23 protein-coding genes and 1 other annotated feature are annotated in these 26,903 nt (G+C 53.0%); of the genes, 7 read left to right on the top strand and 16 right to left on the bottom strand.

Annotated elements, in window-relative coordinates:
- Positions 1-14: 14 nt before the first annotated feature.
- From BLR06_RS10055 to BLR06_RS09990, 14 genes are all read right to left on the bottom strand, one after another.
- On the bottom strand, positions 15-1,496 hold the full coding sequence (locus BLR06_RS10055; RefSeq protein WP_092072317.1) for an ABC transporter ATP-binding protein: 1,482 nt from the start codon (positions 1,494-1,496) through the stop codon (positions 15-17).
- Positions 1,493-3,244 carry an ABC transporter ATP-binding protein gene (locus BLR06_RS10050; protein WP_217636878.1) on the bottom strand — a complete coding sequence of 584 codons (1,752 nt, stop codon included), beginning with the start codon at positions 3,242-3,244 and terminating at the stop codon, positions 1,493-1,495. The genes BLR06_RS10055 and BLR06_RS10050 overlap by 4 nt, the downstream gene beginning before the upstream one ends.
- A complete protein-coding gene (locus BLR06_RS10045; protein ID WP_092072311.1) occupies positions 3,234-5,036 on the bottom strand; it encodes an ABC transporter ATP-binding protein in 1,803 nt (600 codons plus the stop codon). The genes BLR06_RS10050 and BLR06_RS10045 overlap by 11 nt, the downstream gene beginning before the upstream one ends.
- Positions 5,037-5,039: 3 nt before the next feature.
- Complete coding sequence (locus BLR06_RS10040) at positions 5,040-5,783, bottom strand: energy-coupling factor transporter transmembrane component T (protein WP_173812853.1); 744 nt, start codon at positions 5,781-5,783, stop codon at positions 5,040-5,042.
- Between the two features lie 65 nt (positions 5,784-5,848).
- Positions 5,849-7,795, bottom strand: coding sequence for a TonB-dependent receptor plug domain-containing protein (locus BLR06_RS10035; RefSeq protein WP_092072305.1), 1,947 nt, complete (start codon positions 7,793-7,795; stop codon positions 5,849-5,851).
- A 232-nt stretch (positions 7,796-8,027) separates the two neighbouring features.
- The gene (locus tag BLR06_RS10030) at positions 8,028-8,978 is read right to left on the bottom strand and encodes a helix-turn-helix domain-containing protein (RefSeq protein ID WP_173812855.1); all 951 of its coding nucleotides are present in this window, start codon (positions 8,976-8,978) and stop codon (positions 8,028-8,030) included.
- Between the two features lie 145 nt (positions 8,979-9,123).
- Entirely contained in the window at positions 9,124-9,789 is a 666-nt protein-coding gene (locus tag BLR06_RS10025) for a TMEM165/GDT1 family protein (RefSeq protein ID WP_092072299.1), read from the bottom strand.
- A 211-nt stretch (positions 9,790-10,000) separates the two neighbouring features.
- On the bottom strand, positions 10,001-10,186 hold the full coding sequence (locus tag BLR06_RS10020; protein WP_092072297.1) for a hypothetical protein: 186 nt from the start codon (positions 10,184-10,186) through the stop codon (positions 10,001-10,003).
- A 17-nt stretch (positions 10,187-10,203) separates the two neighbouring features.
- Positions 10,204-10,485 carry a metal-sensing transcriptional repressor gene (locus tag BLR06_RS10015; protein WP_092072294.1) on the bottom strand — a complete coding sequence of 94 codons (282 nt, stop codon included), beginning with the start codon at positions 10,483-10,485 and terminating at the stop codon, positions 10,204-10,206.
- 148 nt (positions 10,486-10,633) lie between these two features.
- The gene (gene mobA / locus BLR06_RS10010; RefSeq protein WP_092072290.1) at positions 10,634-11,245 is read right to left on the bottom strand and encodes a molybdenum cofactor guanylyltransferase; all 612 of its coding nucleotides are present in this window, start codon (positions 11,243-11,245) and stop codon (positions 10,634-10,636) included.
- A gap of 371 nt (positions 11,246-11,616) precedes the next feature.
- Positions 11,617-12,936 carry an MFS transporter gene (locus BLR06_RS10005; RefSeq protein ID WP_245698103.1) on the bottom strand — a complete coding sequence of 440 codons (1,320 nt, stop codon included), beginning with the start codon at positions 12,934-12,936 and terminating at the stop codon, positions 11,617-11,619.
- A gap of 227 nt (positions 12,937-13,163) precedes the next feature.
- Complete coding sequence (locus BLR06_RS10000; RefSeq protein WP_092072287.1) at positions 13,164-14,453, bottom strand: lactate racemase domain-containing protein; 1,290 nt, start codon at positions 14,451-14,453, stop codon at positions 13,164-13,166.
- 26 nt (positions 14,454-14,479) lie between these two features.
- A complete protein-coding gene (locus tag BLR06_RS09995; protein WP_092072284.1) occupies positions 14,480-15,454 on the bottom strand; it encodes a bile acid:sodium symporter family protein in 975 nt (324 codons plus the stop codon).
- Between the two features lie 111 nt (positions 15,455-15,565).
- Positions 15,566-15,821, bottom strand: a binding site (T-box leader).
- Positions 15,822-15,950: 129 nt separating this feature from the next.
- Positions 15,951-16,190 carry a hypothetical protein gene (locus tag BLR06_RS09990; protein WP_092072281.1) on the bottom strand — a complete coding sequence of 80 codons (240 nt, stop codon included), beginning with the start codon at positions 16,188-16,190 and terminating at the stop codon, positions 15,951-15,953.
- Between the two features lie 51 nt (positions 16,191-16,241).
- Between BLR06_RS09990 and BLR06_RS09985 the strand changes: the two genes are divergently transcribed.
- The 7 genes from BLR06_RS09985 to BLR06_RS09955 all read left to right on the top strand — a co-directional run bounded on the left by BLR06_RS09985 (position 16,242) and on the right by BLR06_RS09955 (position 24,357).
- A complete protein-coding gene (locus BLR06_RS09985) occupies positions 16,242-17,714 on the top strand; it encodes an aldehyde dehydrogenase family protein (protein ID WP_092072278.1) in 1,473 nt (490 codons plus the stop codon).
- Positions 17,715-18,110: 396 nt separating this feature from the next.
- Positions 18,111-18,965 (top strand): DUF6282 family protein, encoded by an 855-nt coding sequence (locus BLR06_RS09980; RefSeq protein ID WP_092072275.1) that lies wholly within the window; start codon positions 18,111-18,113, stop codon positions 18,963-18,965.
- Positions 18,966-19,112: 147 nt separating this feature from the next.
- A complete protein-coding gene (citD, locus tag BLR06_RS09975; protein ID WP_092072628.1) occupies positions 19,113-19,385 on the top strand; it encodes a citrate lyase acyl carrier protein in 273 nt (90 codons plus the stop codon).
- A gap of 13 nt (positions 19,386-19,398) precedes the next feature.
- On the top strand, positions 19,399-20,286 hold the full coding sequence (locus tag BLR06_RS09970) for an aldolase/citrate lyase family protein (RefSeq protein ID WP_173812857.1): 888 nt from the start codon (positions 19,399-19,401) through the stop codon (positions 20,284-20,286).
- Positions 20,283-21,821 carry a citrate lyase subunit alpha gene (citF, locus tag BLR06_RS09965; protein ID WP_092072271.1) on the top strand — a complete coding sequence of 513 codons (1,539 nt, stop codon included), beginning with the start codon at positions 20,283-20,285 and terminating at the stop codon, positions 21,819-21,821. The genes BLR06_RS09970 and citF overlap by 4 nt, the downstream gene beginning before the upstream one ends.
- Positions 21,799-23,334, top strand: a complete 1,536-nt coding sequence (gene citX / locus BLR06_RS09960) for a citrate lyase holo-[acyl-carrier protein] synthase (protein WP_092072267.1) — start codon at positions 21,799-21,801, stop codon at positions 23,332-23,334. Before citF ends, citX begins: the two co-directional genes overlap by 23 nt.
- 57 nt (positions 23,335-23,391) lie before the next feature.
- A complete protein-coding gene (locus BLR06_RS09955; protein WP_422699886.1) occupies positions 23,392-24,357 on the top strand; it encodes an L-lactate dehydrogenase in 966 nt (321 codons plus the stop codon).
- A 71-nt stretch (positions 24,358-24,428) separates the two neighbouring features.
- Here the strand turns inward: BLR06_RS09955 and ygiD are convergent, their stop codons facing one another.
- Together ygiD and BLR06_RS09945 are read right to left on the bottom strand one after the other, a co-directional pair.
- Positions 24,429-25,217 carry a 4,5-DOPA-extradiol-dioxygenase gene (ygiD, locus tag BLR06_RS09950; RefSeq protein ID WP_217636877.1) on the bottom strand — a complete coding sequence of 263 codons (789 nt, stop codon included), beginning with the start codon at positions 25,215-25,217 and terminating at the stop codon, positions 24,429-24,431.
- 287 nt (positions 25,218-25,504) lie between these two features.
- Positions 25,505-26,713, bottom strand: coding sequence for an MFS transporter (locus BLR06_RS09945; RefSeq protein WP_092072622.1), 1,209 nt, complete (start codon positions 26,711-26,713; stop codon positions 25,505-25,507).
- Positions 26,714-26,903: the final 190 nt, after the last annotated feature.

Below are 26,903 nucleotides of genomic sequence, written 5' to 3'. Positions count from 1 at the left end.
CGCCTCCTGCCTGATCAGGCCATGATTTCCAACAGCCTGTCCCTGGTTTGATCCTGTAAAAAAAATTCTTCCAAATGCCCGTCTAAAGCCAAATATAACACTTTATCAACTGTACGCAGCAAAAATTCAATATCATGAGTAATAACCACAATACTGCGGCCAGCGGCGGCCAGTTCCCGGAACATGTCGCCGGCCAGACGCATACTTTGGCCGTCAAGCCCGCTGGTAGGCTCATCAAAATACAGCGTCCCGCCGGAACGCATGCAGGCTAAGGCCATGGTCAGGCGTTGCTTTTGGCCTCCCGATAAAGCGGTCGGATGGCAATCTTTGTATTGCTCCAACCCGAAATACTGCAAAAGACGGGCTGCCTGTCGAGCGACAGACGCTTGACCGGCCTTCAGGCCCAGCAACAGTTCTTCCGCCACACTGGCGGCAAACAACTGATAATCGGCTTCCTGCATGCAGTAGAACGACTGGCGCAAACGGGCGTCCGCCGTTGTGAGACGGCGATTAAGATAAATCTCGCCGGACGTTTGTTTTTTTAAACCCAGCAGAACATTGGCCAGCGTTGTTTTCCCCGCGCCGTTGGGACCAATGAGGCCGGTCACTTCACCGGCGCAGACGCTAAGGCTTAGATCGCTGAATATCCGCCGGTCACGGGAATAGGCAAATGCCAGTCCTCTTGCTTCGACAACCGGGTTCTGTCCCGGGCGGTCCCGGCCGGCCCCGCCGGCCTGAAGCGTGCGCGGGCGCGGCAGCCGCAGTCCGTTTTCTTCAAACCAGTAGTCCGGCTTGGCGAAAAAATCAGCGCCCGGCCATTCGCCCCGCACCTGGCCGTCACTCATCAGGATAACCCGGTCGGCTAAATCTGCCAGATATTGATATTTATGCTCTGACAGTATGACGGTAAAGCCTTTGGCTTTCAACCGCCGAACCACCCGGCGCAAACTTTCCGTTCCTTTCGTATCCAAATTGGCCGAAGGTTCGTCCAATACCAAAATTACCGGTGAAACCGCATAAACCGAGGCAATCGCCACCTTTTGCTTTTGACCGCTTGATAACGCGCAAAGCCGGCGGTCAACTAGCTCCTTAAGCTCCAGTTCGGCAACGGCAGCCTCTACCCGCCGGTGTATTTCCGCCGGACTCAGGCCCAGGTTTTCACAGGGGAATGCAAGCTCGGACAAAACCTCCAGCGTAAAAAACTGGGACCGGGGGTCCTGAAATACCGAGCCTATCCGCCGGGCCAGCCGGCGGAGGCTGACCGCAGCGATATCTTCGCCGCAAATCCGGATACGTCCCTGCAGCTGTCCGTCAAAAAATTGCGGCGCAAGCCCATTGATGCACCGGGTCAGCGTAGTTTTTCCCGAACCGCTCCGTCCTGTCAGCAATACGGTCTGCCCGGCTTTAATGCTAAGGTTCACCCTGCTTAAAGCCGGCCGGGCAGCGCTCTCATACCGGAAAGAAACATTGCGCAAACAAATCTGCTCTTCACTCATGACCGCCTCGCCGCCTCTCGGTTCTCCAGCTTCCAGCCCTGCATCGTCTGCTGCAGTTCCCACAGGTGCGCATAGAGTCCCTGGCGCGCCAGCAGTTCGTCGTGCCGCCCCTGCTCCACGATGCTTCCGCCGCCCAGCACGACAATCTGATCGGCAAAACGCACCGTTTTTAACCTATGGGCGATGACAATGACCGTTCTGTCCTGTACCAGCACATTCACGGCCTGCTGTATTTCCCTCTCATTTTCGGGGTCAAGGGCGGCGGTCACTTCATCCAGCAGTACAACCGGCGCATTTTTGAGTAACGCCCGGGCAATTGAAATACGTTGTTTTTCTCCGCCGGAAAGCGTGCAGCCTCCCTCTCCCACGACCGTATCGTACCCTTGCGGCAGCCGGATAATAAAGTCATGACAGCAAGCCCCCCGGGCGGCCTGCTCAACCTCCGGCTGCGTCGCCCCCTGCCGCCCCATCCGGATATTGTCGGCAATGGTGCCCTGAAACAAATATACATCCTGAAATACCATCGAAATTTTTTGCAGCAGCATTTCCGGCGCTATTGACTTTATATCCTGGCCGCCAAACAAAACCCGTCCCTGCTGCGGGTCATAAAACCGGGCAAGCAGTCTGAAGATCGTGCTTTTGCCGCTGCCGGAAGCGCCCACCAGTGCGGTCAGAGCGCCTTCGGGTATCTGCAGGGAAACATCGGTAAGAACAGCGCTTCCGCCATAGTGAAAGGTAACCTGGTCCAGGACTATATCGTGCCTGTCCGGCGGAGCGCTGTTTCCTGGCATCGCCGGCTGCCGGTACAGCCCGACAATCCGGCGTCCGGCCTGTTCATTATAGGTAAGCTCCGCATAATTGATCAGGGCAGTGGTCAGCGGATCAAAAATTCTCGTGCCAATCAGCAGGAATGACGCGAAAGCAAGGATGGTCAGCTCGCCCCCCGCCAGCAGGTGAACACCGGTAAAAATCATCAGGGGCAGACCCGCCCGCAGGCAGGCAATCGCCGCCATCACCACCGGCACCAGCAGGCCTTCAAATTGAATTCCGGCCATCATCAACCTGTGCAGGGACCGCTCCAGCCTGCAAAACCGCCCTCCCGTCAGGTTGCAGGACTTAATGGTCCGGATGCCGGTCAAATATTCCTGCAGCCGGTTGATGGCTTCAAGCTTGGCCTGCATATGCGCTCCACCCAGTTTGGCCTGCAGCCGGCCTGACGCCAGCGCCAGCAGGGCGGCAACGGGCAGCGCGGCAAACATGGCGGCCGCCATTCGCCAGTCCCAAAACAGCAGAACGCCAAATGCCAGCAGCGGCGTCACCAGCGCGCCAGCCAGCTGAGGCAGCAAATGCGCCAAAGAATGTTCTACCAGGGAAAAATCGCCCATCAGCGTATTGCCCAGCTCGCCGGCATTCCGGCTGGTAAGTACGCCCAGCGGAATTCGCCGCAGATGCTCGGCCAGTCTGATGCGCCCTGCGGCCGAAACCAGATAGGCGCCCCGGTAAGCTGCCCGGTAGGCCAGCACCTCAGCGGCAAACATTAACGGCATGGTCAGCAAAAGAACGCCTGAAACCAGCCACAGCCGCCCGGTATCCAATAAAGCCCCCGGTTCTGTAAAGTACACCACAATAATCCGCGCCGCTTCCATTGCCAGGGCAAAAGGCAAAAGGTTTACCACATTGACAAGAGCGGCGTAAAGCGCAGGCTTAAGAAGCTTGTTCGGCTCTCCGGCCGTTAGATTATATAGCATCCGCATTCGCCTTTCCTTTATTTAACAGCCATTCGTCGGTACCGGCGGCCCACATAGCCGCGTATAGACCGTTCCGCTCCAGCAAGTCGGCGTGCCTGCCCCGTTCCGCAATGCGCCCGTCCCGGAAGACCAGGATCTGATCCGCCTCCCGGATGGATGCCAGCCGGTGAGCAATGACAATGACTGTTTTTCCCCGCAGCAAAACATTAAGGGCCAGCTGCAGCCGGAACTCATTTTCCGCATCGGCGAAAGCGGTAGCCTCGTCCAGAACCAGAATCGGCGCATCCTTTAGGATTGCCCTGGCCACGGCCACGCGCTGTTCCTCGCCGCCTGATAAATACGCGCCGCCTTCGCCGATTACCGTGTCAAAGCCCTGCGGTAAATTGACGATAAAATCGTAACACTGCGCCGCTCTGGCCGCGGCATAGACCTCCTCCGGCCTTGCAGCAGGCCGCCCTGCCGCGATATTGGCATACAAGGTATCCTGAAATAGAAACGTATCCTGAAAAACAAAGGACACTGCAGACATCAGGTCTTCCGTACGCATCCGGCGGATATCCACGCCCCCGATGCTGACCGTCCCCGCGGCAACATCCCAAAAGCGCGGAATAAGATTGGCCACCGTTGATTTTCCCGCCCCCGAAGGTCCCACCAGCGCCGTAATCCGCCCGGCCTCCGCCCTAAAACTGACCCAGTCAAGCGCCGGCCGGCCGCCTGACTGCTCCTCATAAGAAAATATTACCTCGTCAAATTGCACCGAAAACTCACGGGGCCTTTCCGGGTATGGATACTCCGGCAGCGGACGCCGGGCAAAAACAGCGTCAATGCGCGCAACGCCTTCGCTAATATCCCGCAGTGTACCGGCGAAATGCATTAGCTTGTATACTGGCGCCGCAAGCCCCGGAACGACAATCAGAAAAAACAGCACCTCCAGCGCGACCGTACCGTCACCGTTTGATCCGCTCAGCAAATATACCCCTGCCGGCAGCAGAAAGGCCGGCGTTGATCCAAGTACAACCTTGAACAGGCTGAAACCGTTTTGAAACTGGTCCGAATACCGGACTGACAAATCCCGGTATTCCATAATGTCTTGATAAAACCGGCGGAAGGAATGCACCGTCTGCCCGAATATCCTGACCGCCGGCATCCCCCGGATATATTGAACGGTTGAGGTATTCATTCGCTCCAGCGCGTCATAATAGGCGCGAACCCGCACTCTGGCCTGCCTGCTGATCATCATGCCCAGCTGCAGGCCAAGGCCTAAAGCCAGCGGAAACAGACAGGCCAGCGCCATCAGAGGATTGAGATAAACCATGACCGCCAGCGTCAGCAGCATAACTACAATGGCGCTCACCATATCCGGCAGTTGATGGGCAATAAACTTTTCAATTTTTTCCACGTTTTCTTCCAGCGTTTTTTTGACAATACCGGTGGAAGTCTGCGTTAAATATCCCAGGGGCAGCCTGCCGATATGCTCCGCCAGCCGCAGCCGCAGTCGGTATAACATCCTGAAGGCGGCAATATGCGAACACAGCCCGCCGAAATACATCAATACAATCCCGGCGGCCAGCCCTGCCAGTGCGACCAGCCCCCAGTGCATCATCCCGCCGCCGTCCGGCACAGCATTAGCCCCGCCGGCCAGCAGCCCGGCCAAAAGTAAATATACCGCCAGGTACGGCAGCAGCAGGCAGACGGCACTGAAGGCTGAAAAAATTCCGGCAGCCAGCAGCAGAGCAGGCTTTTCTCCGGCAATTTCCAGCAGCCGGAAAATTCCCGTTTTCCTGTTACCCAAACTTCAATCCCTCCCGTCATGGTGAAGCGCCGCAGCATCAGCCCCCAGCAAAAACAAAGCCAGGACGATACACAACAGGCACCAGCCCCAGTCAGATTTGCCGAAACAAACAGCGGTGGCTGAAGTGCGTTTTTCCTTGAGGTCAAGTCCCTTCAAGAGAGCAGCGGCGGATAACTCATCCGCCAGCCGGCTGCTGCGCAGCAGCAGCGGCACCAGCAGGTGCTCGGCCGCCGCAGCCGGCCGCCGCAGCATTTCCCAGGGCGTGGCCGGCAGGCTTCTCATTTTCAGATTGTCACGGATGCAGCCCATTTCCTGATAAACGGTAGGCAAATAACGAAAAACAATTGCCAGCGGGAGAGTCAGCTGCCTTGGAAGGCTCAGTTGCTCCAAAGCGGTAATCAATTCATTGATCCGTATTTGCCGCAGCACCATCAGTCCGGCCATCAGCACCGGGAAAAAGCGCAGCAGCAGCAATAACAGGACGGCCAGCGCAGCCTGCAGTTCACCCATTGCGCCAAACTGCCACAATAATTGCTCCAAGCCGTAAAGCGCGCCATATATCAGCATAAAGCCGCCCGCCGGCCTGACCATCCTGCATAACAGCATACCGGCAGCCGTCAGCAAGAAAACTGCGATCAGGGCTGGCCGGTAATTGAGCGTAAAGCACAATGTACATACCGTCAGCGACATTAGCAGCAGCACTCGCGGGTCAGGCGAAGCCGCTTTGAAATTCAGTTGTTTTGTCATGCATCCCTTTCTCCCTGAAAAAGACAGCAGGTTATCCATTGCGATAACCTGTTCGCCCTTTCATATTATAAACGGCCTTCAATCCCGATCACAATTTGCCGTGACGCCATCGGAAAGGCGCCAACGCCCCAGCCACTGACATAATTGGTCTCATAGGCCCGGTTGGTTAAATTATAAACTTTGGCATACAGCTTGACATCCGGCCGCATCTGGTAACTCGCTGCAACATCCAGTACCCAGTACCGTCTGGAGGTAAACCCGTTCAGGCTGCGTCCGGTAGCCCCCCGGCCCAGCACACTGACATTCCAGGCATCCTGATGATAGCGCACGCCCAGGCGATAGGCATTGGGCTGACTGTTACGGACATCATTCCGGTAGCCGGCCCCGTCCTCTTTATCTTCCCTGATCTTAACATACGAATAGCCCGCCGTCACATCCCAGGCCGGAGCCAGCGGATGACTTACTTCAAGTTCAAGCCCCTTTTTCTTTTGCTTGCCGATATTCACCGGCATCCAGGGAGTTTTACTCCTGTCCCAGTCAATGGCATCCTCCAGATAAGTGCTGAAGACGCTGGCCTGAATGGCTGTACCCGCCTTCAGTGCGGTATTTACGCCCAGCGTGGTCGTATGACCCTTTTCCGGTTTTAAATCAGGATTGCCTTTGTAATAGCCCATATCCGGCATAAACAGATCGTCCGCATCCGGTCCGCGGTAAACCTGTCCCCAGGATAAATACAGGTTGGTATGTTCATCAACCTTGCGGTTGACGCCGACATGGGCGGTTGATTCATTGCCATAAACGCTGTGGTCATCCCGGCGCAGGCCGACATTCAGCGTCCAGGACGGGTCAATGGTCCAGCGGTCCTCCAGGAAAAGGCCCAGATTGCGCATTTTTGAGCCGTCTGTTTCCATCTGTTTAACCCCGACTTCTACTCTGCGCCAGTCAAATCCGGCCAACAGCGTGTGGCTGTCGCTTAAACGCCGCCGCTGATTCCATTCAATGCCGTCTGCTTCGTTCTCGAAATTGCTGGACCCCGAATTATACCGGTAACGATGCCACAAGGCGCTGTAATGATTGCGGTATACCTGCAGCTGGTTGGTTACATCATCCCCCTGCCGCCATTGATACGCCAGGCCTACATTATTGGAAATGATATGCCGCGAAGCATCCGGGCTGTACATGGCATATCCTGGTCTGACAACCGGATAACCGCCATTTTCGCTTAAATGGTCGAAGGAAAAAGTCAGTGTGCCCTCCTTCAGTTCCCGGTCAATCCGGACGGAAGCCGAATCGCGGTCAAAATCGCTGTTGGGCATCGTCGAAACTTGGCCGGTTTGCGGGTCTTTATATTCATAATTGTCCTGTGTCCAACGCTCGGCAGTGACCATATACCCGGTTTTGCCCTCCTTACCGCCGGCCTGAAGGCGATAGCGGCGCGAGTCCCAGCTGCCGAACTCCGCAGCCGCTGTTGCCGTTCTCTCTTCACCTTTACGGGTAATGATATTCACCACCCCGCCCACAGCCGCACTGCCGTACAGCGATGAGGCGGCTCCCCGCACCACCTCAATTTTCTCCACACTGCTCAGATTTGGCAGCATATCCAGGCTGTAGCCGGCCCGGCCGCTGACCACCTGCTGCTCCCAGACCACTCTGCGCCCGTCAACCAGCACGACCACCTGTTCACTGCCATTGAGCATAATCTTGGCACTATCAATAGCGCTGCCGCCTTCACTCTCCACTTTTACCCCGGCGCCGGTCAAAGCCTCGGCAATGCTGGTATAACTGTTCCGCTCGATCTCCTCCCGGCCGACCACGGTGATATGCGCCGCAGTTTCACTGCGTTTGGTCGGCATGCGGCTGGCCGTTACCACCATTTCCTCCAGTTCATACTCTCCGGCCGCTTCCCCGGCCGCTTCCCCGGCCTCTCCCAGTCCCGGCATTGTCAGCAGCAGTGTGCTCCCCACCAGAGAACACAACAGCTTTTGCCGCCAGTTCTTTTTCTGTTTACTCATTCACTAAACTCCTTTGCCTGCCTTAGATGCCCCGGCAGCTTTCTTTACTTTTGCAATTCATTCTCATTATAAAAAACCGGCCGGGTGAACGTTACTCCAAACGATATTTTCCTATACTCAAAAAGGTATTTTCCTCAGACAAACACCGCTTGGAACAAAATGCCAAAGGCCCTGTACGCAAGCTAAGCTTCCATACAGGGCCTTCAGATATACAACACCCGTTTGATTTTGTTCAGAACCGTCCGCCATTGGCATATTCACCAGGATTGACGCCGAATTTTTTCCGGAAGGCGGCAATAAAATGGCTGGTATTGGTATACCCCACCCGGGCGGCGATTTCACCGACTTTCAGCCGGCCGCCTTCCAATAACTCCCGGGCTTTCTCCATTCTTTTATCCACCACATAGCTATGCACCGGCAAACCAAACAATTGCTTAAAGCCGGTTTTAATCTTATACTCGTTCAGGCAAGTCAGCCGCGCCAGCACTCTGATGGTCGGCGCCATATCAGTCTGCTCGTCCAGAATAAGCTTAATTTGCCGCAAACCCGCTATGTCGGCGGCTGATAATTTTACCGCACCGGCCCCCGGCTGTTGTTCTTCCGCCATCTCATTAACATAAACAGCAACAAGCTCCAGTATCTTTGCTTCAAGATAAAGGCGCTGGAGGGCATCCTCACCGGAACCGCTCCTGATTTCCCCCAGCAGTTTCCTGACCGCCGGCGTAATGGGCTTCACCGGCGGCTTCCGGCCGCCGGGCCGGCTGCTGCCCCGCCCGGAGCGAAAGGCCTCAAAAACCGCCTGAAAGCGCCCCTGCTCTAAATTAATTACCAAACCGCTATACTTCGTATCCCGGAAATAACGGTTGATGCCGTCCATCTGCTCACCATGACTGAAACAGCTTTCCCCTTGAAGCAGCACGGCTTCGCCGCCTCCGGCAGTCTCCCAGGTAATCGGCCCGTCGCAACAGAAAGCGAGCTGGCAAACCTTGCGCCGCAGTGCAACAGGCACCTGAAGCGTATCATGAAAACAAGCGGAGAACTGAACGACCTGCAGTGTTTCGTCAGGCCGTATCTGCCGGCAATAGCCGCTGGCAATCTGCTGCGGGAAATCATAGCGCAGGTCATGCGAGGTTTGGTTTAGCAAATGATCAAACTGTGCTTCCGTCAGCTTATGATGAACCAAAAGACCAGCTCCTTCCGGGTCGTTATGAAAAAACGGCTTGCACCGGGTCAGCCTGTTTATCACAAAAAAAGATACACTGATAACAATTATCATTGTATCTTTTTATCCGCAATTGTCAACACAATTTATTTCCACCGTGAAGCAATCAACATCGCTTTTTGCTAACCTGATTTCCTCCCTTCCTGGCAATGATACAGCATAAAACGACCAGCACCGCAATGCTGGCGGCCATGAGCGGCGCGGTTAAAACAGCGGCAGGCAGCGCTTGATATAAACCGATTAGTCCGAATAGCATAAAAACGACGGCAGCAAACCATTTCACCGCCTGTTCAGGAATTTTTCTGCCAAGCACAATGCCAATGATAATACCAATGCCGTCGGCAATCAGCATACCGATGGTTGTTCCCATCCACACCGGCAGAACAGTATTGAATTGAGCGGCCAAAGCAATAGTGGCCAGTTGGGTCTTGTCCCCCATTTCGGCAATAAAAAAAGCAATCGCCACCGTCCAGAAAGGACTGTATTTATCACACTTGTCTTCACCATTTAATTCGTCGCCGCGAATTGTCCAAAGCCCGAATATAATAAACGAGGCTGAGGCGGCAATTTGAACATAATTCATTGGCATAAGCTGAGTGATATAACTGCCCACAACAACGGCAAACAAATGGTTTAAAACGGTAGCGGCCAAAACGCCCCACATTACGGTTTTCCAACAGTAGCGGGTTGCAAAAGCCATGGCCAGCAGCTGCGTCTTATCGCCCATTTCCGCTAGTACGACAAATACCAGCGATGTCAGGAAAGCGGTCATAGAATCATCCTCCTAAATTAGTTTTTAAAAAAAGCGAGACCTTTGGTATGCAAAAAATGCATACCAAAGGTCTCGCTAATTGACACCAGGTCAATAACAGAGCCAGATGGATTCCCCATCAGTATGTTGACTCTGTTCTCCGAGCTACTCCCCTTTAGGAAGTATTATATTGTAACTTTATTATAAACCAATCATTGGATATGTCAATAGACTAATGACGTTTCCGGAAGAACATTACAATTTTTTTCATTAATCTTAAACCAAATGCCGCCAGCATTGGAACAGCGGCCAAAAGCAGGGGAAGATAGCCTGCCACTGTTTTTAATGCGGTGCCGGAGTGAGCAAATGCGATTGACGGCCCAAGCAGTATAAATGCAGCCATCAGTACAGCCTTCATTGTATCCCGCCTCCTGTCTACTTAATATAGCGGTCAATGGCCTCCTGCAGATCTTTTAAAAACTTCTCCTGTTCACCACCGTTTACTGCGTGCATTAAACAATGCTCCAGATGATCTTTTAAAATAAGTTTGGCCGTATTATCAAGGGCTTTGCGTACGGCAGCAATTTGCAGCAATACTTCGGGACAATCACGTCCGTCAGCCGACATTTGCTTAATTGCCCGGACATGTCCTTCAATTCTGGCCAGCCGGTTAACTACCTGTTTCTGGTGAGCATGAAGATGAGAATGTTCTGCCAAGGTCTATTCCTCCTTATCATTATATCCCCCACCGGGGGATATTTCAAGACCAAACTGCACTTTTCCTGAAAGTTTTAACAATATTTTAGCAAAAGAGCCGCGGCAGATACCCGCCGGACCGCATCGAATGCCTTATGTCCGGCAGCCCTTACAGACAGCCGGTATGCTTCACCATTGCCTCCGCATAAGCCAAATCGGCCGGTGTATTCACATTGGTCAAGGACTGCTCGGCCAATAGGTGCATTGCGGTGGCCTCCGGCCTTAGATAATGTACCTTCAATTGTGAAAGGAGCGCAATGGCTTTAGGCTGATGATGTGCTAAACCGGCCTCAATGGCAGCAGCACAGCGACGGCTGTAGACCGCATGCAGGGGATGAAGTTTTCCGCCAGTCTCCGGAACAACTGCATCATATCCCTGAATCTGAGTAAGCATAAAGCGGATGAACGCCGGCTGCAGAAAGGGCATATCGCAGCCCACGACAAAAATATACGGCGAAACCGAATAATAAAAACCTGCCTGAATACCGCTCAGCGGGCCTCGCCCCGGCAGCAGATCCGGCTCTGTTTGCACCTTCAGATTGACATAGGCTGCTGGTGAATTGGTAATAATCACCGGCGGCAAGGTAAATACTTCAGCCAGCCTGGCCAATATCCTGTTGATGAAAGACTTTCCCGCCAGGGGAATAAAAGCCTTGTCCCGTCCCATCCGGGAACTTTTCCCGCCAGCCGCAATCACAGGAGTACAACTGCTTTGCTCCATGAACACCGCTCCTTTCCCTGCATTGATTGTTATTTCTCAACTTTTTTGTCTTCGCTGCGAGATAAATCCGGTATACGCTTTAAAATCACAGCCAGATGTCACTGTTTACTATTCCTATTGTAACCCAATCTATGATTTTTGACAGCAGCTGACTGATGATTTATTCCTTTTTCTATCATACCTGCTCTTGTGTCTGCTTACGTATGCGAGAAAACAAGGAGACCTGTCCCTCGCGTTTGCTTTTGCAAACGCGGGACAGGTCCCCTTGTTTGAATACGGCTTCCGGCTATGCCGATTGCCGTCTTTGGATTGCTTGCAGGCGTTTGACAGCCGCGTTTATTCTCTTCGGTTCGTATGAAAGGCTCACTGTACTAATGCAACGTTTCCTGTTTGGTTTCATCACCCAGAATAAGCATGTTCAAGGCCGCAATGACCAGTACTGCCGTAAACATCATAAACACTACCGGGATTTTATCCGGTCCGGTAAGTATTGCCGCCACCACCAGCGGTGCGGCAATACCGCCAATCCGGCCAAAGCCCGCGGCCCAGCCCACACCGGTAGAGCGGGCTTCGGTAGGGTAAAGTTCGGGCGTGTAGGTGTATAAAATTCCCCAGGCCCCAAGGTTGAAGAAAGACATTAAGCAGCCCCATAAATAAATTTGCGCTGCTGAAGCGGCATTGCCAAACATATAGGCGGTAAAAGCGCAGCCCGACAAAAACAAAGCCATTGTCGCCTTGCGGCCAATTTTATCAACCAAGGCGGCCGCAGTAAAATAACCCGGTATTTGCGCTACCGTCATCCATAAGACAAATTCAAAGGATTTCACCATATCATGGCCGGCTTTCACCAGCAGCGTCGGCAGCCAGAGGAAAATACCATAATAGGAAAATACAATACAAAACCATAAAATCCACAGACAAACAGTTCTTTTTAAATAGAGCGGACGAAACAGCTGGTAAACGCTGAATGGAGCGGCTGCGGTCGCCCCTGCCGCTTCCTCCGGCGTCGGCTTATCCCCTTGTGGAACGCCAAGCTCCCGTTCGACGCTGGCTACCAGGGCATGAGCTTCCTCTATTCGGCCCTTTTTCATCAGAAACATTGCCGACTCGGGCACAACCCGCCATAAATAGAAAACATACAGAGCCGGCAGAGCGCCGATATAAAAAGCGATTTGCCAGCCATGCTTAGGAATGAGGACATAGGAAATGACTGAGGCCGCCAGCCAGCCAAAAGCCCAGGCGCTTTCGAGCAAAACAATCATCCGCCCGCGATAAATGGTAGGTGAATACTCGCTCATCAGTGTAATGGCTACCGGCAATTGCCCGCCCAAGCCAAAACCGACCAGAAAGCGGAAAAATAACAACGATTGATAATCCCAGGCCAGCCCGCAGGCGCCTGTACCCAAACTGTAAATTAATAAAGTGGCGGCAAATACTTTTTTCCGGCCGACATAATCGGCAACAGTACCGCCCAGCATTGCCCCGATGGCCATACCAACCAACCCCAGACTGCCGATTGCCCCGACTTGCGCCGTACTAAGACCCCAGGCTGCAATCAGTTTGGGCAAAACAAAGGAAATAATACCGGTATCCATGGCGTCGAAGGCCCAGCCTAACCCCACAATCGCCAACAACCGCCAGTGAAACCTGCCCAGCGGCAGATTTCCCAAGCGCTCTGTAATGGTAGCCACTTAAACAACTCCTCCCGCAAACTCCGGCCTGCCTAGTAGAGCATCAGCCCTGATCCAGTGAATACCGGCAGGCTATTTTGGTCATCATAGTTTATTCTAGTAGATGCCGGAATAGCTGTCAAGTCTATTGTCAAGACACCAGACAATTCGTTGCCTGTATAACAAAATAGCCTGGAGCAAACCGCCTGACAGAGGTTTGCTTCCAGGCCACTTGGCTATATGTTTGTTTAAGCCAGCCGGGGCAAGGTATTGGCGCCATGCGGCATGATATGGGTTTTCAATGCGCTGCCGCGTTTGGCATAGACGAGCGCCAGCGCTTCATCCAGAGTTTTGACAATTTTAATATTGGCTTTTTGCAAAATTTCAGGTTCAAGCGAGGATACCAGTATCAGCTCAAACTTAGCGGCCGATTCGCAAAAATAATAGCCCACATATTTGGAAATACTGTAATCGGCTCTTAGTGCGTCTTCCCGCTCCAGTACAGTATCATAACCCAAAATCATGTCCTGAACCTCGGCATTGCCGCCCAGTCCTTCAGGACTTTCCGTCAGAATGATCATTGTCCCGCCGGGCTTTGTCGCCTCACGGGCATTAATCAGGGTTTTAATCGACTGATAGAGATTGACGTCTTTGGGACTGCCGCCCGCTGAAGCAATCACCAGATCGGCCTTCTCCCTGATGGTCACGCCGTCAATTGCATCGACCAGCCGGCGTCCCTGGTCATGAGCGGTTTGATAATGTCCGGCTACCGCTCCGGCAATGCGGCCTTGGGCGGTGACGACATTGAAGATGAAGGACGGCTTTGCTAAGGCGGCGGCCTCCAGCATATCCAGATGGATCAGGTTGGTGTTATCGTTGCCGGAACGCACCTCGGGATGCGGTCCCTGCCCCCTGGCCGGGTTAAGCGACAGGGCGTGATTGGCCATCACGGTTTCATAAGACGCAATACCGGGCAATATATACTTTTTTCCGCCCGACCAGCCGGCCAGGAAATGATACACAATACCGCCGGTCAAAACCAGCTGGTCGCAGGCCATCGCCTGCTTATTCAGCCATACCGGCGTTCCAAAAGAGGTTTGGCCGCAATATACCAGATTGCTCCGGTCATGACAGTCATGGTCGGTCACGGTAAACCGGTCGGCCAGCTGCGGCCCCAGCAGCAGCCGGTGTTCGGCCGTAGTCTGGGAGCGATGGGTTCCCAGTGCGCTGATGAACAGGATATCGTCGTCCCGTATTCCGCCTTTTTCCAGCTCCTCAACAATCAGCGGCAAAAATACCCCGGTACGCTGCCAGACGCGGGTAATATCAGGAATGACTACGCCCACCTTTTGACCTGGCCGAACCAGCTTGGACAGCGGCAGACTGTCAATGGGATTGGCCAGGGCGTCCCGGATCAATTCCGTTTCCGTTTTATCGAATACAACCGGATTGCTTTCAATGACCTGAAGAATATTTTCCGCGGCAATGTGCAGCGTCATTTCGGCCTGGCCGTACTTTAACAAAAATTCTTTTTCCACCTGTAACCACTCCTTTTCAATGAGGCTTAACCATTTGCTTCACCCACTGCCGCCACTTCGCCCGCGTCCTGGGCCGCCGGCTTTGTTCCCCAATAACTTGCCAGCAAACTGCCGCTGATATACTCCCAGACAGTGCCAACCGCCGCCGGCAGAGCCGCCATCGGGTCAAGATGCGCCAAAGCCAGGGCCACGGCCAGACCGGAGTTCTCCATGCCGATTTCAAAGGAAATTGCCCGGGCTTTTTTCTCCGTCATGCCAACCGCTTTGGCGGAGTAAAACCCAAGACCCAGACCTAAAACATTTTGCAGCACCACCGCTGCGCAAAGCACCAGCGCCACTGTGGCCATTTTAGCCGCATTCAGGGCAACAACCGAGGCTAAAATGGCAATAATGAAAATAACCGAAACAGCCGGCACTATTTTAATAAATTTTTCCACCAGCTTCGGTGCTGTCGTATGCAGAACAACTCCGGCGGTAACCGGTAGCAATACAATTTTGACAATGTCGACCAATAGCGCTGTAACATCAATCGGAATCATCGATCCGGCCAGCAGGAGAAAAATGTAGGGCGTTAATATTGGCGCCAGAATTGTATTCACACTGGAAACAGTAATGGAAAGAGCCGTATCGCCCTTGGCGATATAGGTCATCACATTCGACCCGGTACCGCTGGGAACAGCGCCCAGCAGTACAACCCCGGCCGCCAGCACCGGCGGTAGCCCCAGCAGCTTGGCCACGAGAAACCCGGATAACGGCATGATTAAATAACGAAAAAATACACCGTAAAAAACCTCTTTCGGCCGGGTGATCACCAAACGAAAATCGTCCAGTGACATCGTCAGTCCCATGCCCAGCATGATGACCCCCAGCATATAGGAAATATGAGGACCGATAAACTTAAATGGCTCCGGATTGATAAAAGCAATTGCCGACATGACAATTACCCATACCGTCATATACTTACAAATCAACGCTGCTACCTTCTCTAAAAACTTGATCATTGAATACCCCTCCCGAATAATAGTTAACCAACCTGAATAGCTCCAACCTCTAAAATCGCAACAGCCTTGAAAAATAAAAAACTCCTGCCCTTTTTGCATCTTTATGACGCAAAAAGGGGCAAGAGAAATTTCCCGCGGTACCACCCTTTTTCATAGGCCAAACCGGCCTATATCTCATCGGGTCTGACAACCCTAGCAGGGTAACGGTTGCACTCCCGTCCGGGAGGCGAGGCCGGCGCAGCTTACTTCAACTTTTCAGCGTTGCTGTTCAGGAGTGATTCTTGCATTCTTATCGTTACCGGTTCACACCACCCACCGGCTCTCTGAAACGATTTCAGCCTGCAACGTTCTCCCTCATCACATTTACGATTCCTATGCAATTAAGTGAAAATTGTTCAATCAGTTGTTAATTAGCTATTACTATACTCTCTGTTGTTTCGCCTGTCAAGCCTATCCGGCATTTTTTCTGCCAGTTTTCCTTCACCGGTCGGCGCCTTCAGCTCGTTTGCCGCCTGCACGCCGAATCATCCGTAATATATTCGGCCAAAAAGCGTATCATAACTATACTGTGTGCACCAGCTCCGCTTAAGGCTACTGTAAAAAACAGCAATTTTTTATTACAAGTTCCAGTCTGATGCACTGGAAAAATACCGGCAGTTATTGTATAATGAATATCATTATCATCAATAATTAAAATTGATAAATTATTATTATCTTTAACCTGGTTTTCATTCACAGATAAAAACCAAAACAGGCAGTAACCTGCCAAATGAAAGGGGCAAATACAATGATTAGACCAGATGAACGTTATCAGCTTTTTATCAATGGTCAATGGGTTAAGAGCAACGCCGGTAATACCTTTAAAGCCTATAACCCGGCAAACAACGAAATCCTGTCGACCTGCGTCGACGCCAGTAAGGAAGATGTCGATATGGCCGTAACCGCCGCCTGGCAGGCCTACGAGACCTGGAAAGATATCAGCCCCCGGAGCCGCGCCCGAATGCTGTTGAAAATAGCTGATTTAATTGACGAAAATGCCGAAAGACTGGCTTTTGTGGAAACGCTGGATAATGGCAAACCCATCCGGGAAACGCTGCATATCGATGTTCCGTTAAGTTCCGACCACTTTCGCTATTTTGCCAGCGCTGTCCGGACTGAAGAAGGCCAGGCTGTACAGATTAATAAAGACACGTTAAGCCTGGTACTTCGTGAACCGCTGGGCGTAATCGGTCAGATCATCCCCTGGAACTTCCCGCTGCTCATGGCAGCCTGGAAAATAGCGCCGGCTTTGGCGGCCGGCAACACCATCGTGATCAAGCCCTCTTCCAGCACTTCCTTGAGCCTGCTGGAGCTCGCCAAACTCATGGCGGAAGTATTGCCGCCGGGTGTCGTTAATGTCATTACCGGTAAAGGCTCGGCCTCCGGCAATTATCTTCTCGAGCACAACCGGCTAAGCAAGTTGGCTTTCACCGGTTCGACCGAAGTCGGCTATACCGTTTCGGCGGCAGCGGCCAAAAAACTGATTCCCGCCACCCTCGAGCTGGGCGGAAAATCAGCCAATATCTTCTTTCCCGACGCCCCCTGGGACAAAGCAATGGAAGGCCTGCTGATGGGTATTTTGTACAATCAGGGCCAGGTATGCAGCGCCGGCTCCCGCGCTTTTGTCCATGAGGAGATTTATGACCGGTTTGTCGCGGAGGCGGTTGCTGCTTTTGCCAGGATAAAAGTAGGACTGCCCTGGGAGAAAGACACGCAAATGGGTTCGCTGATCAACCCGGGGCAGCTTAAAAAGGTGCTTGAATATGTTGACATCGGCAAAGCCGAGGGAGCCAAAATTGCGTATGGCGGCGAAAAACTGACAGAAGCCGGTCTGGCCAACGGCAGTTTCATGAAACCTACCATATTGACTGAAGTAAACAATGCCATGAGAGTGGCTCAGGAAGAAATTTTCGGTCCGGTTGTCTGCATCATCAAGTTCAAAGATGAAGCCGAAGTCATTCGCCTGGCCAATGACAGTGAATACGGATTGGGCGGCGCCGTCTGGACCAAAGACATCAACCGGGCTTTTCGTGTGGCCCGGGCGGTGCAGACCGGCCGGATGTGGGTCAATAACTATAACAGTCTGCCAGCGCACGCTCCCTTTGGCGGTTACAAAAAATCAGGCCTTGGGCGGGAAACGCATAAGATGATGCTCGAACATTATAGCCAGACGAAAAATATTTTTATCAGCCTGACCGAAAGTAAAATTGGCTTATACTAACTGGCAGCTCTATCACGAAGCCGGCAAATTCTTTCCAGGACAACCTTCCCTAATGCAACCGCAAAAGCATTGCTAATCCGGGGCTGTGAATAACTTATCGCCAAGTTATTCACAGCCCCTTTACGGATTGGCTGCTATACAGCCCAACCGGCCTAAGAATTAGTACCTTACCAGCCTTATCCAGTGAATACTGACCGCTCCTACCGGTTTTGCGCTGACAAAGGACTAGTAAACAAAAAAGGTATTTGGTGCGTTTTATGGAAAAAGTTACTATTAATGAGCCACATTCATTCACCGCTTTGCTTGCAAGGCCAATGGCAATCTTTCGCGTACGCTTAAACCCCATTGTGTCATTTGCAGTGGAAGTAACAGGAAAAGCCTGGGGAGGAACGATAAATGACCAACAAAAGTCCTATTCAAGAACGGGAAGCTTTGCTGCAAGGAGTGATTGACCTCCACATCCATACAAGGCCGGACGTCAGACCGAGAAAGTTTTCCGATATCGAGCTGGCGCAGGAGGCAGCCAGGGTTGGCGCCCGGGCAGTGGTGATTAAATCCCATCATGTCCCAACCGCCGACCGGGCTTATCTTGCGGAGACAGCTGCACCCGGCGTCAGGGTATTCGGCGGGATAACGCTCAACCCGTCTGTCGGCGGACTCAACCCGGCGGCAGTTGAAACAGCAATCAAGCTGGGGGCTAAAATTGTCTGGCTGCCTACGATCTGGTCGGCTCATGAGCGCAAACTGGCCGGTAAGAGCGATGGCGTGGAGTCAGTTGTCGACGGCAGGATCGTTCCAGCGCTTGTCAGCATCCTGGAGCTCATTGCCAGACATGATGTTGCCCTGGCAACCGGTCACTTAAGCCCGGCTGAAATTTTAACCGTTGTTGACAAAGCCAAAACCGTTGGCGTCAACAAAATCATCGTTAACCATCCGGAATGGTGGTCAACCAAATTATCCCTCAGTGAGCAGAAAAACCTGGTTCCTTACGGCGTATTCTTTGAACGCTGTTATGTCCTTCGCCAGCCGGGACAAATTTTCGAAAAAAATTTTGCCAATGCCCTGCAGGCAATCGAAAGTGTCGGCTATGAATCAACCATTCTTGCCACCGATGTCGGTCAAATAGAAAATCCGGTGTGGAGCGAGGCCTTCAGCGAATATATCGCTTATCTGCTGGCCGCCGGTCTTCCACCGGAAATCCTGGATAAAATGACGAAGGACTACCCCGCCCAATTGCTGGGGCTGGATTAGTCTGCTGCCGGCTTGCGGCAATTTCGGCCGGCAGCCATCACGCATTGCCCGAAAGTGGAAAGCGAACAAAACGACCGGGCAATTTTCAGCCGGCTGCCTGATAATTCCTATTCGTCCGGGAAAAATAAACCAGGAGGTGTAAACACCATGTCAACAATAAGCAAGCCGGGACAGGCGGGAACACTGGAATCCAGCGACATCATCATCACCGTAGCGCCTGCCCCGCCAGGAGCAGACATTGTCATCGAACTGGTCAGTCCGGTAGCCAAACAGTATGGGAAGCAAATCAAGCAGGCGATTAAAGAAGAACTGACAGAACTGGGCGTTGCCGACGCAGCTGTGCAGGCCAATGATAAAGGCGCCCTGGATTGTACCGTTAAAGCGCGGGTCAAAACAGCCGTTGAACGGTCGCGGGCATAGGAGGGTGGAGTAAATGCGCAGAAGTATGATGTTTGTTCCCGGAAATAACCCGGGCATGCTGCAAAACGCCGGAATCTACGGCGCCGATACCGTCATTTTTGACGTCGAAGATGCAGTGGCTTTAACAGAAAAAGATGCGGCGAGGAATTTGGTGCACAATGCCATTAAAACGATTGCCTATCCCTGTGAAGTTGCCATACGCATCAATCATATCGAAACCCCTTTCGGACTGCCTGATCTCCAAACCATTTTGCCGGCCAAGCCGGATCTTGTCCGGCTGCCCAAGGCTGAAACAGCCGATGATATCCGCCAGGTTGACCAGATCATCACCGAAGTGGAAAAAAGCCAGGGCTTCGCCCCCGGCAGTATAAAGATGATGGCCGCCATCGAAACGGCCAAAGGCCTGTTGAATGCGTCTGCTATTGTGACAGCCAGCGATCGCATGGTGGCTGTCGCCATTGGCGGCGAGGATTTTGTCGCCGATCTCCGCACCACCCGGACCAAAGACGGCAAAGAGCTGTTTGCCGCCCGCAGTCATCTGGTGCTGGCCGGGAGGGCTGCCGGCATTCAGGTCATCGACAGTGTCTTTGCCGATGTCAAGGACGAAGAAGGCTTTATTGCCGAAACACAGCTAATTAAAGAACTGGGCTTTGACGGAAAATCGGTCATCAATCCCCGCCAAATTAACCTTGTACACCAAATATTTGCCCCGTCGGCCAAAGAAGTGGATCATGCCCGCCGGGTAATCGCCGCTTACGAGGAAGCGCTGGCCAAAAAATCAGGGGTCATTGCGCTTGACGGCAGAATGATTGATACGCCCATTGTGGCAAGAGCGCAGCGCATCCTTGATTATGCCGCCGCCCTCGGGCATAACGAACCTAATCAGGAGGGATTACCATGATCAATGCAGCAGGCCGGGAAATTCCGGAATCGATCCCGGGACTGAAAAAAGTAGTGCCCTATGCCGGTCCATTTACGCTTATACCGCAAAACCGGATGGCCGGACCAAGGTTAAGCGTAAACCTGCCCAAATCAGATAAACTGCTTACATCCATTGACCAGGCGCTTGACGCCGTAGGCCTGAAAGACGGCATGACCATTTCATTTCACCATCACTTCCGCAACGGGGATTATCTGCTTAATTCGGTGGTAGAGGCCATTGCCCGCAGGAAACTCAAAGGAATAACCCTTGCGCCAAGTTCCCTGACTGATGTCAACCAGGCCATCATCCCGTTTATTGAGGCAGGCGTCATCACCGCCATTGAAACCAGCGGGGCCCGCGGGGCATTAGGCCGGCTGATTACGGACGGCAGGCTGGCCCGTCCGGTCATCATCCGTTCACATGGCGGGCGGGCGCGGGCCATTGAGTGCGACGACCTGCATATTGATGTAGCCTTCATCGGCGCTCCCTGCTGTGATTGCTATGGCAACATCAATGGTACAGAAGGTAAATCGGCCTGCGGTTCCCTGGGTTATGCCATGGTTGATGCCGCCTATGCCGACAAAGTGGTGGCCATTACCGACAATCTGGCGCCCCATCCCATTTTCCCGGTCAGCATCCCGCAAACACAGGTAGACTATATTGTCGAGGTTGCGAGCATCGGCGACCCCAAAGGGATAGCTTCCGGGGCGCTGCGCATCAGCAAAGATCCCCGGGAACTGCTGATTGCTGAGTTTGCCGCCCGCGTAATTGAGTACTCGGGTTATTTCAGGGACGGCTATTCCCTGCAGCTGGGCAGCGGGGGCGCAGCTTTGGCAACCGCAAAATTTATCCGCGAAAAAATGCTCGCCCGGTCCATCACCGCCAGCTTTGGCGTGGGAGGAGTAACTGCGCCGTTTGTCGGCATGCTCGAAGAAGGCTTGATCAAAACCGTCTTTGATACCCAGGACTTTGATATAGTCTCCATTGAATCGCTAAAGAAAAATCCCAACCATCTCGAAATATCGGCCTCTTATTACGCCAATCCGCACAGCCGGGGCCCCATTGTCAACAACCTGGATTTTGTCATCTTAAGCGCAACCGAAATTGACGTGAATTTCAACGTCAATGTCATCACCGATTCCAACGGAGTGCTGATGGGGGCGTCAGGCGGGCATTGCGATACTGCGGCCGGGGCTGCAGTATCCATTGTTGTGGCGCCGCTCTTACGGGGCAGGCTGCCGATGGTGCGGGATAGAGTACATACGATCATTACGCCGGGTGAAACGGTGGATGTGGTGGTAACCGAGCGGGGGATAGCGGTCAATCCTCAGCGGCGGGATTTGCTGGATTGTTTAAAATCGGCGAAACTGCCGCTGATGAGCATTGAAGAACTGCAGAAGATTGCTTATGATCTGGCCGGCAAGCCCGAACCGGTGGAGGTAACGGACGAAATTGTCGCTGTTGTCGAGTACCGGGACGGTTCGGTGCTTGATGTCATCAGGAAACCGCGCTAAACGGCATTTGCCGTCTTTATACCGGCAGGAAAGCCTGGCTCCCGGCCAGAATGATAACCATGAGGTGATTGCTATTAATGAAACCATTCCCCCGGAGCCGTCTGCGGCTCCGGTTACTCTGGCGGCAGTTCTGGCGGCAAAGGAATACCGTGCGGCGGCGCGGGATGAATTAATCGGCCGCCGCTGCGTCCCGGTCATCAGCTTAACCATCAATATGCCCGGGCCTCATAAATCCGGCCCGGAGATTACCAGCCTGCTTTACACTGCTCTGACCAAGCTTCGGCATCGGCTTGACGCCGCAGGCTGCGAGCTGCTGGAAGAAACGGTCCGCCATCAGTATACCGGACCATTTGCCCTGCTGGCCGTCGCCGGAGACGCTGCTGCTATTAAAAAGCTTTGTATGGCAATAGAAGACCGGACCGCCTATGGGCGGCTGCTGGATATTGATGTTTTTGACGCCAATGGCGGCCAAATCAGCCGCGCCGGCAGCGCTTCTCCACCCCGCAGCTGTTTTATCTGTCCGCTCCCGGCCGCCCAATGCGTCAGAACGCAGGCCCACAGTCCGGCTGAAATACTGTTGGCGGCCAAAAAATATTTGGCGGCTTATCAGGCCGCTAGAACCAGTTTGTGGCCACAGCCGGTTGTCGCCGTCGCGACAACCGCGCTTGAGGCTATGCTGATGGAGGCTGCCTGCACACCGGCCCCGGGACTGGTTGACCGCTATAACAGCGGCGCCCATCAGGATATGGATTTTTTTACTTTTATCAAAAGCAGCAGCGCCCTTAGTACCGCCATGTTCCGTTTCGCCCAGGCCGGCTGGGAGCATGACGCGCAGCCGGCCGAACTGCTGACGGTTCTGCGCCTGATCGGCCTGGAGGCTGAAGCTGTGATGTTTAAGTCCACCGGCGGTATTAATACCCAAAAAGGTCTGCTCTTTCTGCTCGGCATACTAACGGCGTCAGCCGCCTGCACCATCCGCCGCCAGCCGGCAGGGGCCTTCATTGACAATATCCAGGCTTTCACTGCCGCCGTCTGTGAAGGCCTGGTTGAACGGGAGCTGGAAATACTGCGTTCCAGGTTGCCTGACCGAAACCTGACGGCAGGCGAACGGCTTTTTCTTTCCCACGGCATTTCCGGTATCCGGGGCGAATTGGCCGCAGGCCTGCCATTGGTGAAAAGCCACGGACTTCCGGCCCTGCGCAGCGCCCTGGCCGCCAAAGCCCCGCTCAATGACGCGCTTGTGCATGCACTGCTGGCCTTAATGACCGTTGCCGAGGACTCGACAATCTTCAACCGGCACGGCCTGGACGCCCTTAGAACCGTTCAACAGCAAGCTTCGGCCATTTGGCTGGCTGGCGGCATGCTGACAGCCGGCGGCCGCCAACGCCTGGCCGGTCTTGATCAGGCTTTTATCGCCGCCAAGATCAGTCCCGGTGGCAGCGCCGATCTGCTGGCCTGTACTTATTTTCTGCACACCCTGGATCATCAGCTGCAAACTTGCAAAAATGGTTAGCGATTCCTGCCGTGGTATGCTATTCTATGGTTGTACAACCTGTTTTGATTGGAGACGATACGCATGAAAAGCAGTAAGCTGGTCATTGTCGGTGTCGGCAATGTTGGCTCGGCGGTCCTGAATTGCGCCTTATCGCTTGGCCTGGCTTCAGAAATTGCAATCATTGACATTAAGGAAAAAAAGGCCCGCGGCGAAGCGCTGGATTCCAGTCATGCCCTGCCTTATGCACTTCACCCGAACGTAAATATCCGGGCCGGTTCTTTTGCCGAATGCACAGACGCCGATGTAATTATCATCGCCGCCGGCCCCAGCATTCTGCCCGAAGAAGCTTCTAAAGACAGACTGGCTCTGGCCGGTAAAAATATTGCCGTAATGAAAGATGTTATGACTTCCATTACCCAATATACCAAAGAAGCGGTGATCATCATGATCACCAATCCGCTGGACATTATGGTTTATTACGCCCAGAATTTCTTTGGCTACCCGAAAAATAAAATTTTGGGTACAGGTACAACGCTCGAAACCGCCCGTTTTAAACAAATCATTGCCAGTCATTACGACCTTGATCCCAAAAATGTTCATGGGTACATCCTGGGCGAACACGGCAATTCAGCCTTTGCCGCCTGGAGCCTGGTAAATATCGCCGCAATTCCGGCCGCCCGGCTCAACGAATATTTCCCGGCTGACCAGCCGCTGGACTTCAATAAAACGGCAGCCCAGGTCATTCAGGTCGCTTATGATGTCCTCAATTCCAAGGGCTGGACCAATTCCGGAATTGCCATGGCCGCCTGCCGGATTGCCAGAGCTGTTCTGTTTAATGAACGCAGTATTTTCCCTGTATCGACAACGCTGGAAGGCGAATATGGCTTAACCGGGGTTGCCTTAAGCCTGCCCTGCGTGATTGCCGCCGAAGGGGTTAGACAGCGCCTTGAGGTTCCCCTGGCTGATGATGAAGCGGCAAAACTAACAGCCAGCGCCGCCAATCTAAAAAACGTAATAAAATCAGTTGGCCTGGCAAAATGACAAAACTCCCGGAACAGTTCATCGCTGCTCCGGGAGTTTTATTGACTGTTGTATATTTCTTGACCTGATGACTAACCAGCGCTATCCCCATCGACGCCAATGAGAAAGCCCCGCATTGCTATTGACGCATTCTGCATATCGGTGCAGGTAAAGGCTAAAGCCTCATTTTCTTCCTGCAGCGCAATCGTATACAGCATTGGCAAATAATGGTCATCGGTCGGGACAGCCAGGCCGGCGTGAGGAATTGTTTGATAATTAATCAGTCTGTCGTGGTCACGGGCCAGCAGCAATTCGGCAATTTGGCGGTCAAATTCCTCGGCCCAGGGATGAACGTAACCATAAAGCTGGGAAAAATTGCTTCTGGCCAGGTTATGAACAATATTCCCGCTGCCGACCAGCAAAATCCCTTGATGCCGCAAGGATTGCAACGCCTGCCCCAGGGCGTAATGCCCCTGCGGCGATTTGTTTACATCAAGACTGATTTCCAGCACCGGAATATCGCCCTGCGGATACATATGCTTGAGTACGGCCCAGCCGGCATGATCAATGCCCCGCCTGGCATCCGGCTTAATTTGCCGCCCGGCGGCCTCCTGCACCAAAGCAGCCGCTTCCGGTGAGCCGGGGCAGGCATAAGCCGCCTGATATAACTCTTCAGGAAAGCCATAAAAATCATAAATTGTCTCCGGCGACTGAGCGGCGGTAATGTAGGTTCCGCTTGTCAGCCAATGGGCTGAAATCACGATAACGGCTTCGGGTCTGGGCAGTTTACGGCCCAGTTCAGCCAGGCTGCGGGTGTACGCGTTATTCTCAATGATATTCATGGGCGAGCCGTGACCGACAAATAATGCTGGCATTTTCATATTCTCACCTGCTTCGGATTATTTTACGCTGCCTGTTAAGCTATATTATACAACTTTCGCCGTTTGCTTCAAGCCGGTTTTGTCGTTGCTCACTCCGGCTGTCCGCCCTGCTGTAATTATCGTTCAACATTCAGGCCGCCGCGATATTGATTTAATCAGCGATTGGCCGGCGGCCAGCTTTATTTATTTCGGTAGAGAAAATGGATGCCTTTCGGCATCCATTTTCTCTACCATTTAATTTTCCCCTGTCTACTTGACAGGGACGGTTTAAATGCATGGCAGTCCCGTTACCGACACGCTTTTTCAGCCTGTTGACCGCTGAATTTATGCTGCACACTGTCTAAATAAACCAACAGGCCCATAATCACCAGCAGGCCGCCCGACAGCAGAAATACCGGCCGTATCCCCAGCCATGAGCTGACTACCCCGCCTAACAGCGGCCCCGCCATTGCGCCAAGCTGATTGGCAGTGGTCGTCAGACCAAAGGTTCTCCCCTGAAACTCCGGTTCACTAGCCGAAACCGCAATGGTATTGATCGCCGGATAAACGCCGACAATACACAGACCAAACATAAATTGCAATAAACCGAAACCATAGATGTCAGTAACCAGAAACTGGCCAATAACAAACAGCCCGGCCCCGGAAAAGCCGATGATTAAAATCTTTAGAAAGCCCTGCCTCTGCCCCAGCCTGCCCCAGAAAGGGGCTGCAATAGCTCCGGCAACGCCGGACAGACTGTACACAACGCCTGAGGCTAACACCGCTCCCGCCCGGTTTCCCTGCAACTCGGCGACATACAAAGTCAGCAGTGGCTGCAGAATCATGGTTGCGACCTGCACAATAAGCAGCAGCAGCAGTGCTTTGGCCAGCCTGCGATTACGTAACGCCAGTTTAAAATCTTCGATGATGCTGTTTTCACAAACCGTCTGAAATTCAGGCGGCTCCTTCACCAGCATTCGTACCAGGAGTGTTCCCGCAAATATAATAACCGCTGAAACAACAAAAGATAAGCGCAGTCCGAATAAATGCGAAAGGACGCCTCCGGCCAGCGGCCCCATGATGCCGCCAAGCAGCAAAGCCGTTTGCATAAAACCCAAGCTGGAGCCAAGTTCGCTTTTGGGAGCCGAGGAGGCCACAATAGCCATCGACGCCGGAACAAAACCGCTGGCAAACCCCTGTAAAATCCTCACCATCAGTAATTCCACCGGATTTCTGACCAGCGCTCCCAATAAATAAACCGCCGCCAGGCTGAACCCGGCCCGCATCACCATTCGCCGGCGTCCTGTCCGGTCGGCGCACCGGCCCCAATACGGAGCCATAAGCGCCGAAACAAAAAAAGAAGCCGCAAAAAGCACGCCTGACCATAGGTTCACCTGCCCGGAAGTCACCCCGAGCTCTAAAAGAAAAACCGGTAAGAATGGTATAACCATCGTATAACTTGAACTTGATATCATTACCCCGAAGGCAAGCGCCCACAGGTTTTTACGCCAATCCACCAAAAAAACGCCTCCAACAAAATAGCCGTATCTATCATTATACAACGATCTGCTGAAATAGCAATGCGGTTTATTGACTTTAATCGCTTAAAACAGACAAAAAATTCACTAAATAACCCGGAAGCTGCAACTGCCTTCTGTACAAATTTTACTCTGCCAAAGCTGCAATACAGTTAAAATGAAAAAAGAC

Origin of the sequence: Dendrosporobacter quercicolus (assembly GCF_900104455.1) — a bacterium.
Lineage (GTDB): Bacteria > Bacillota > Negativicutes > DSM-1736 > Dendrosporobacteraceae > Dendrosporobacter > Dendrosporobacter quercicolus.
This window is presented reverse-complemented; position numbering and strand designations above follow the sequence as displayed.

Coding starts and splice junctions, on each gene's coding strand:
- BLR06_RS10055 (WP_092072317.1), bottom strand. CDS start 1,496: ATGAGTGAAGAGCAGATTTGTTTGCGCAATGTTTCTTTCCGGTATGAG.
- BLR06_RS10050 (WP_217636878.1), bottom strand. CDS start 3,244: ATGCTATATAATCTAACGGCCGGAGAGCCGAACAAGCTTCTTAAGCCT.
- BLR06_RS10040 (WP_173812853.1), bottom strand. CDS start 5,783: ATGACAAAACAACTGAATTTCAAAGCGGCTTCGCCTGACCCGCGAGTG.
- BLR06_RS10035 (WP_092072305.1), bottom strand. CDS start 7,795: ATGAGTAAACAGAAAAAGAACTGGCGGCAAAAGCTGTTGTGTTCTCTG.
- BLR06_RS10025 (WP_092072299.1), bottom strand. CDS start 9,789: ATGACCGCTTTCCTGACATCGCTGGTATTTGTCGTACTAGCGGAAATG.
- BLR06_RS10020 (WP_092072297.1), bottom strand. CDS start 10,186: ATGAAGGCTGTACTGATGGCTGCATTTATACTGCTTGGGCCGTCAATC.
- mobA (WP_092072290.1), bottom strand. CDS start 11,245: ATGGAGCAAAGCAGTTGTACTCCTGTGATTGCGGCTGGCGGGAAAAGT.
- BLR06_RS09995 (WP_092072284.1), bottom strand. CDS start 15,454: ATGATCAAGTTTTTAGAGAAGGTAGCAGCGTTGATTTGTAAGTATATG.
- BLR06_RS09985 (WP_092072278.1), top strand. CDS start 16,242: ATGATTAGACCAGATGAACGTTATCAGCTTTTTATCAATGGTCAATGG.
- BLR06_RS09980 (WP_092072275.1), top strand. CDS start 18,111: ATGACCAACAAAAGTCCTATTCAAGAACGGGAAGCTTTGCTGCAAGGA.
- citD (WP_092072628.1), top strand. CDS start 19,113: ATGTCAACAATAAGCAAGCCGGGACAGGCGGGAACACTGGAATCCAGC.
- BLR06_RS09970 (WP_173812857.1), top strand. CDS start 19,399: ATGCGCAGAAGTATGATGTTTGTTCCCGGAAATAACCCGGGCATGCTG.
- citF (WP_092072271.1), top strand. CDS start 20,283: ATGATCAATGCAGCAGGCCGGGAAATTCCGGAATCGATCCCGGGACTG.
- citX (WP_092072267.1), top strand. CDS start 21,799: ATGTCATCAGGAAACCGCGCTAAACGGCATTTGCCGTCTTTATACCGG.
- ygiD (WP_217636877.1), bottom strand. CDS start 25,217: ATGAAAATGCCAGCATTATTTGTCGGTCACGGCTCGCCCATGAATATC.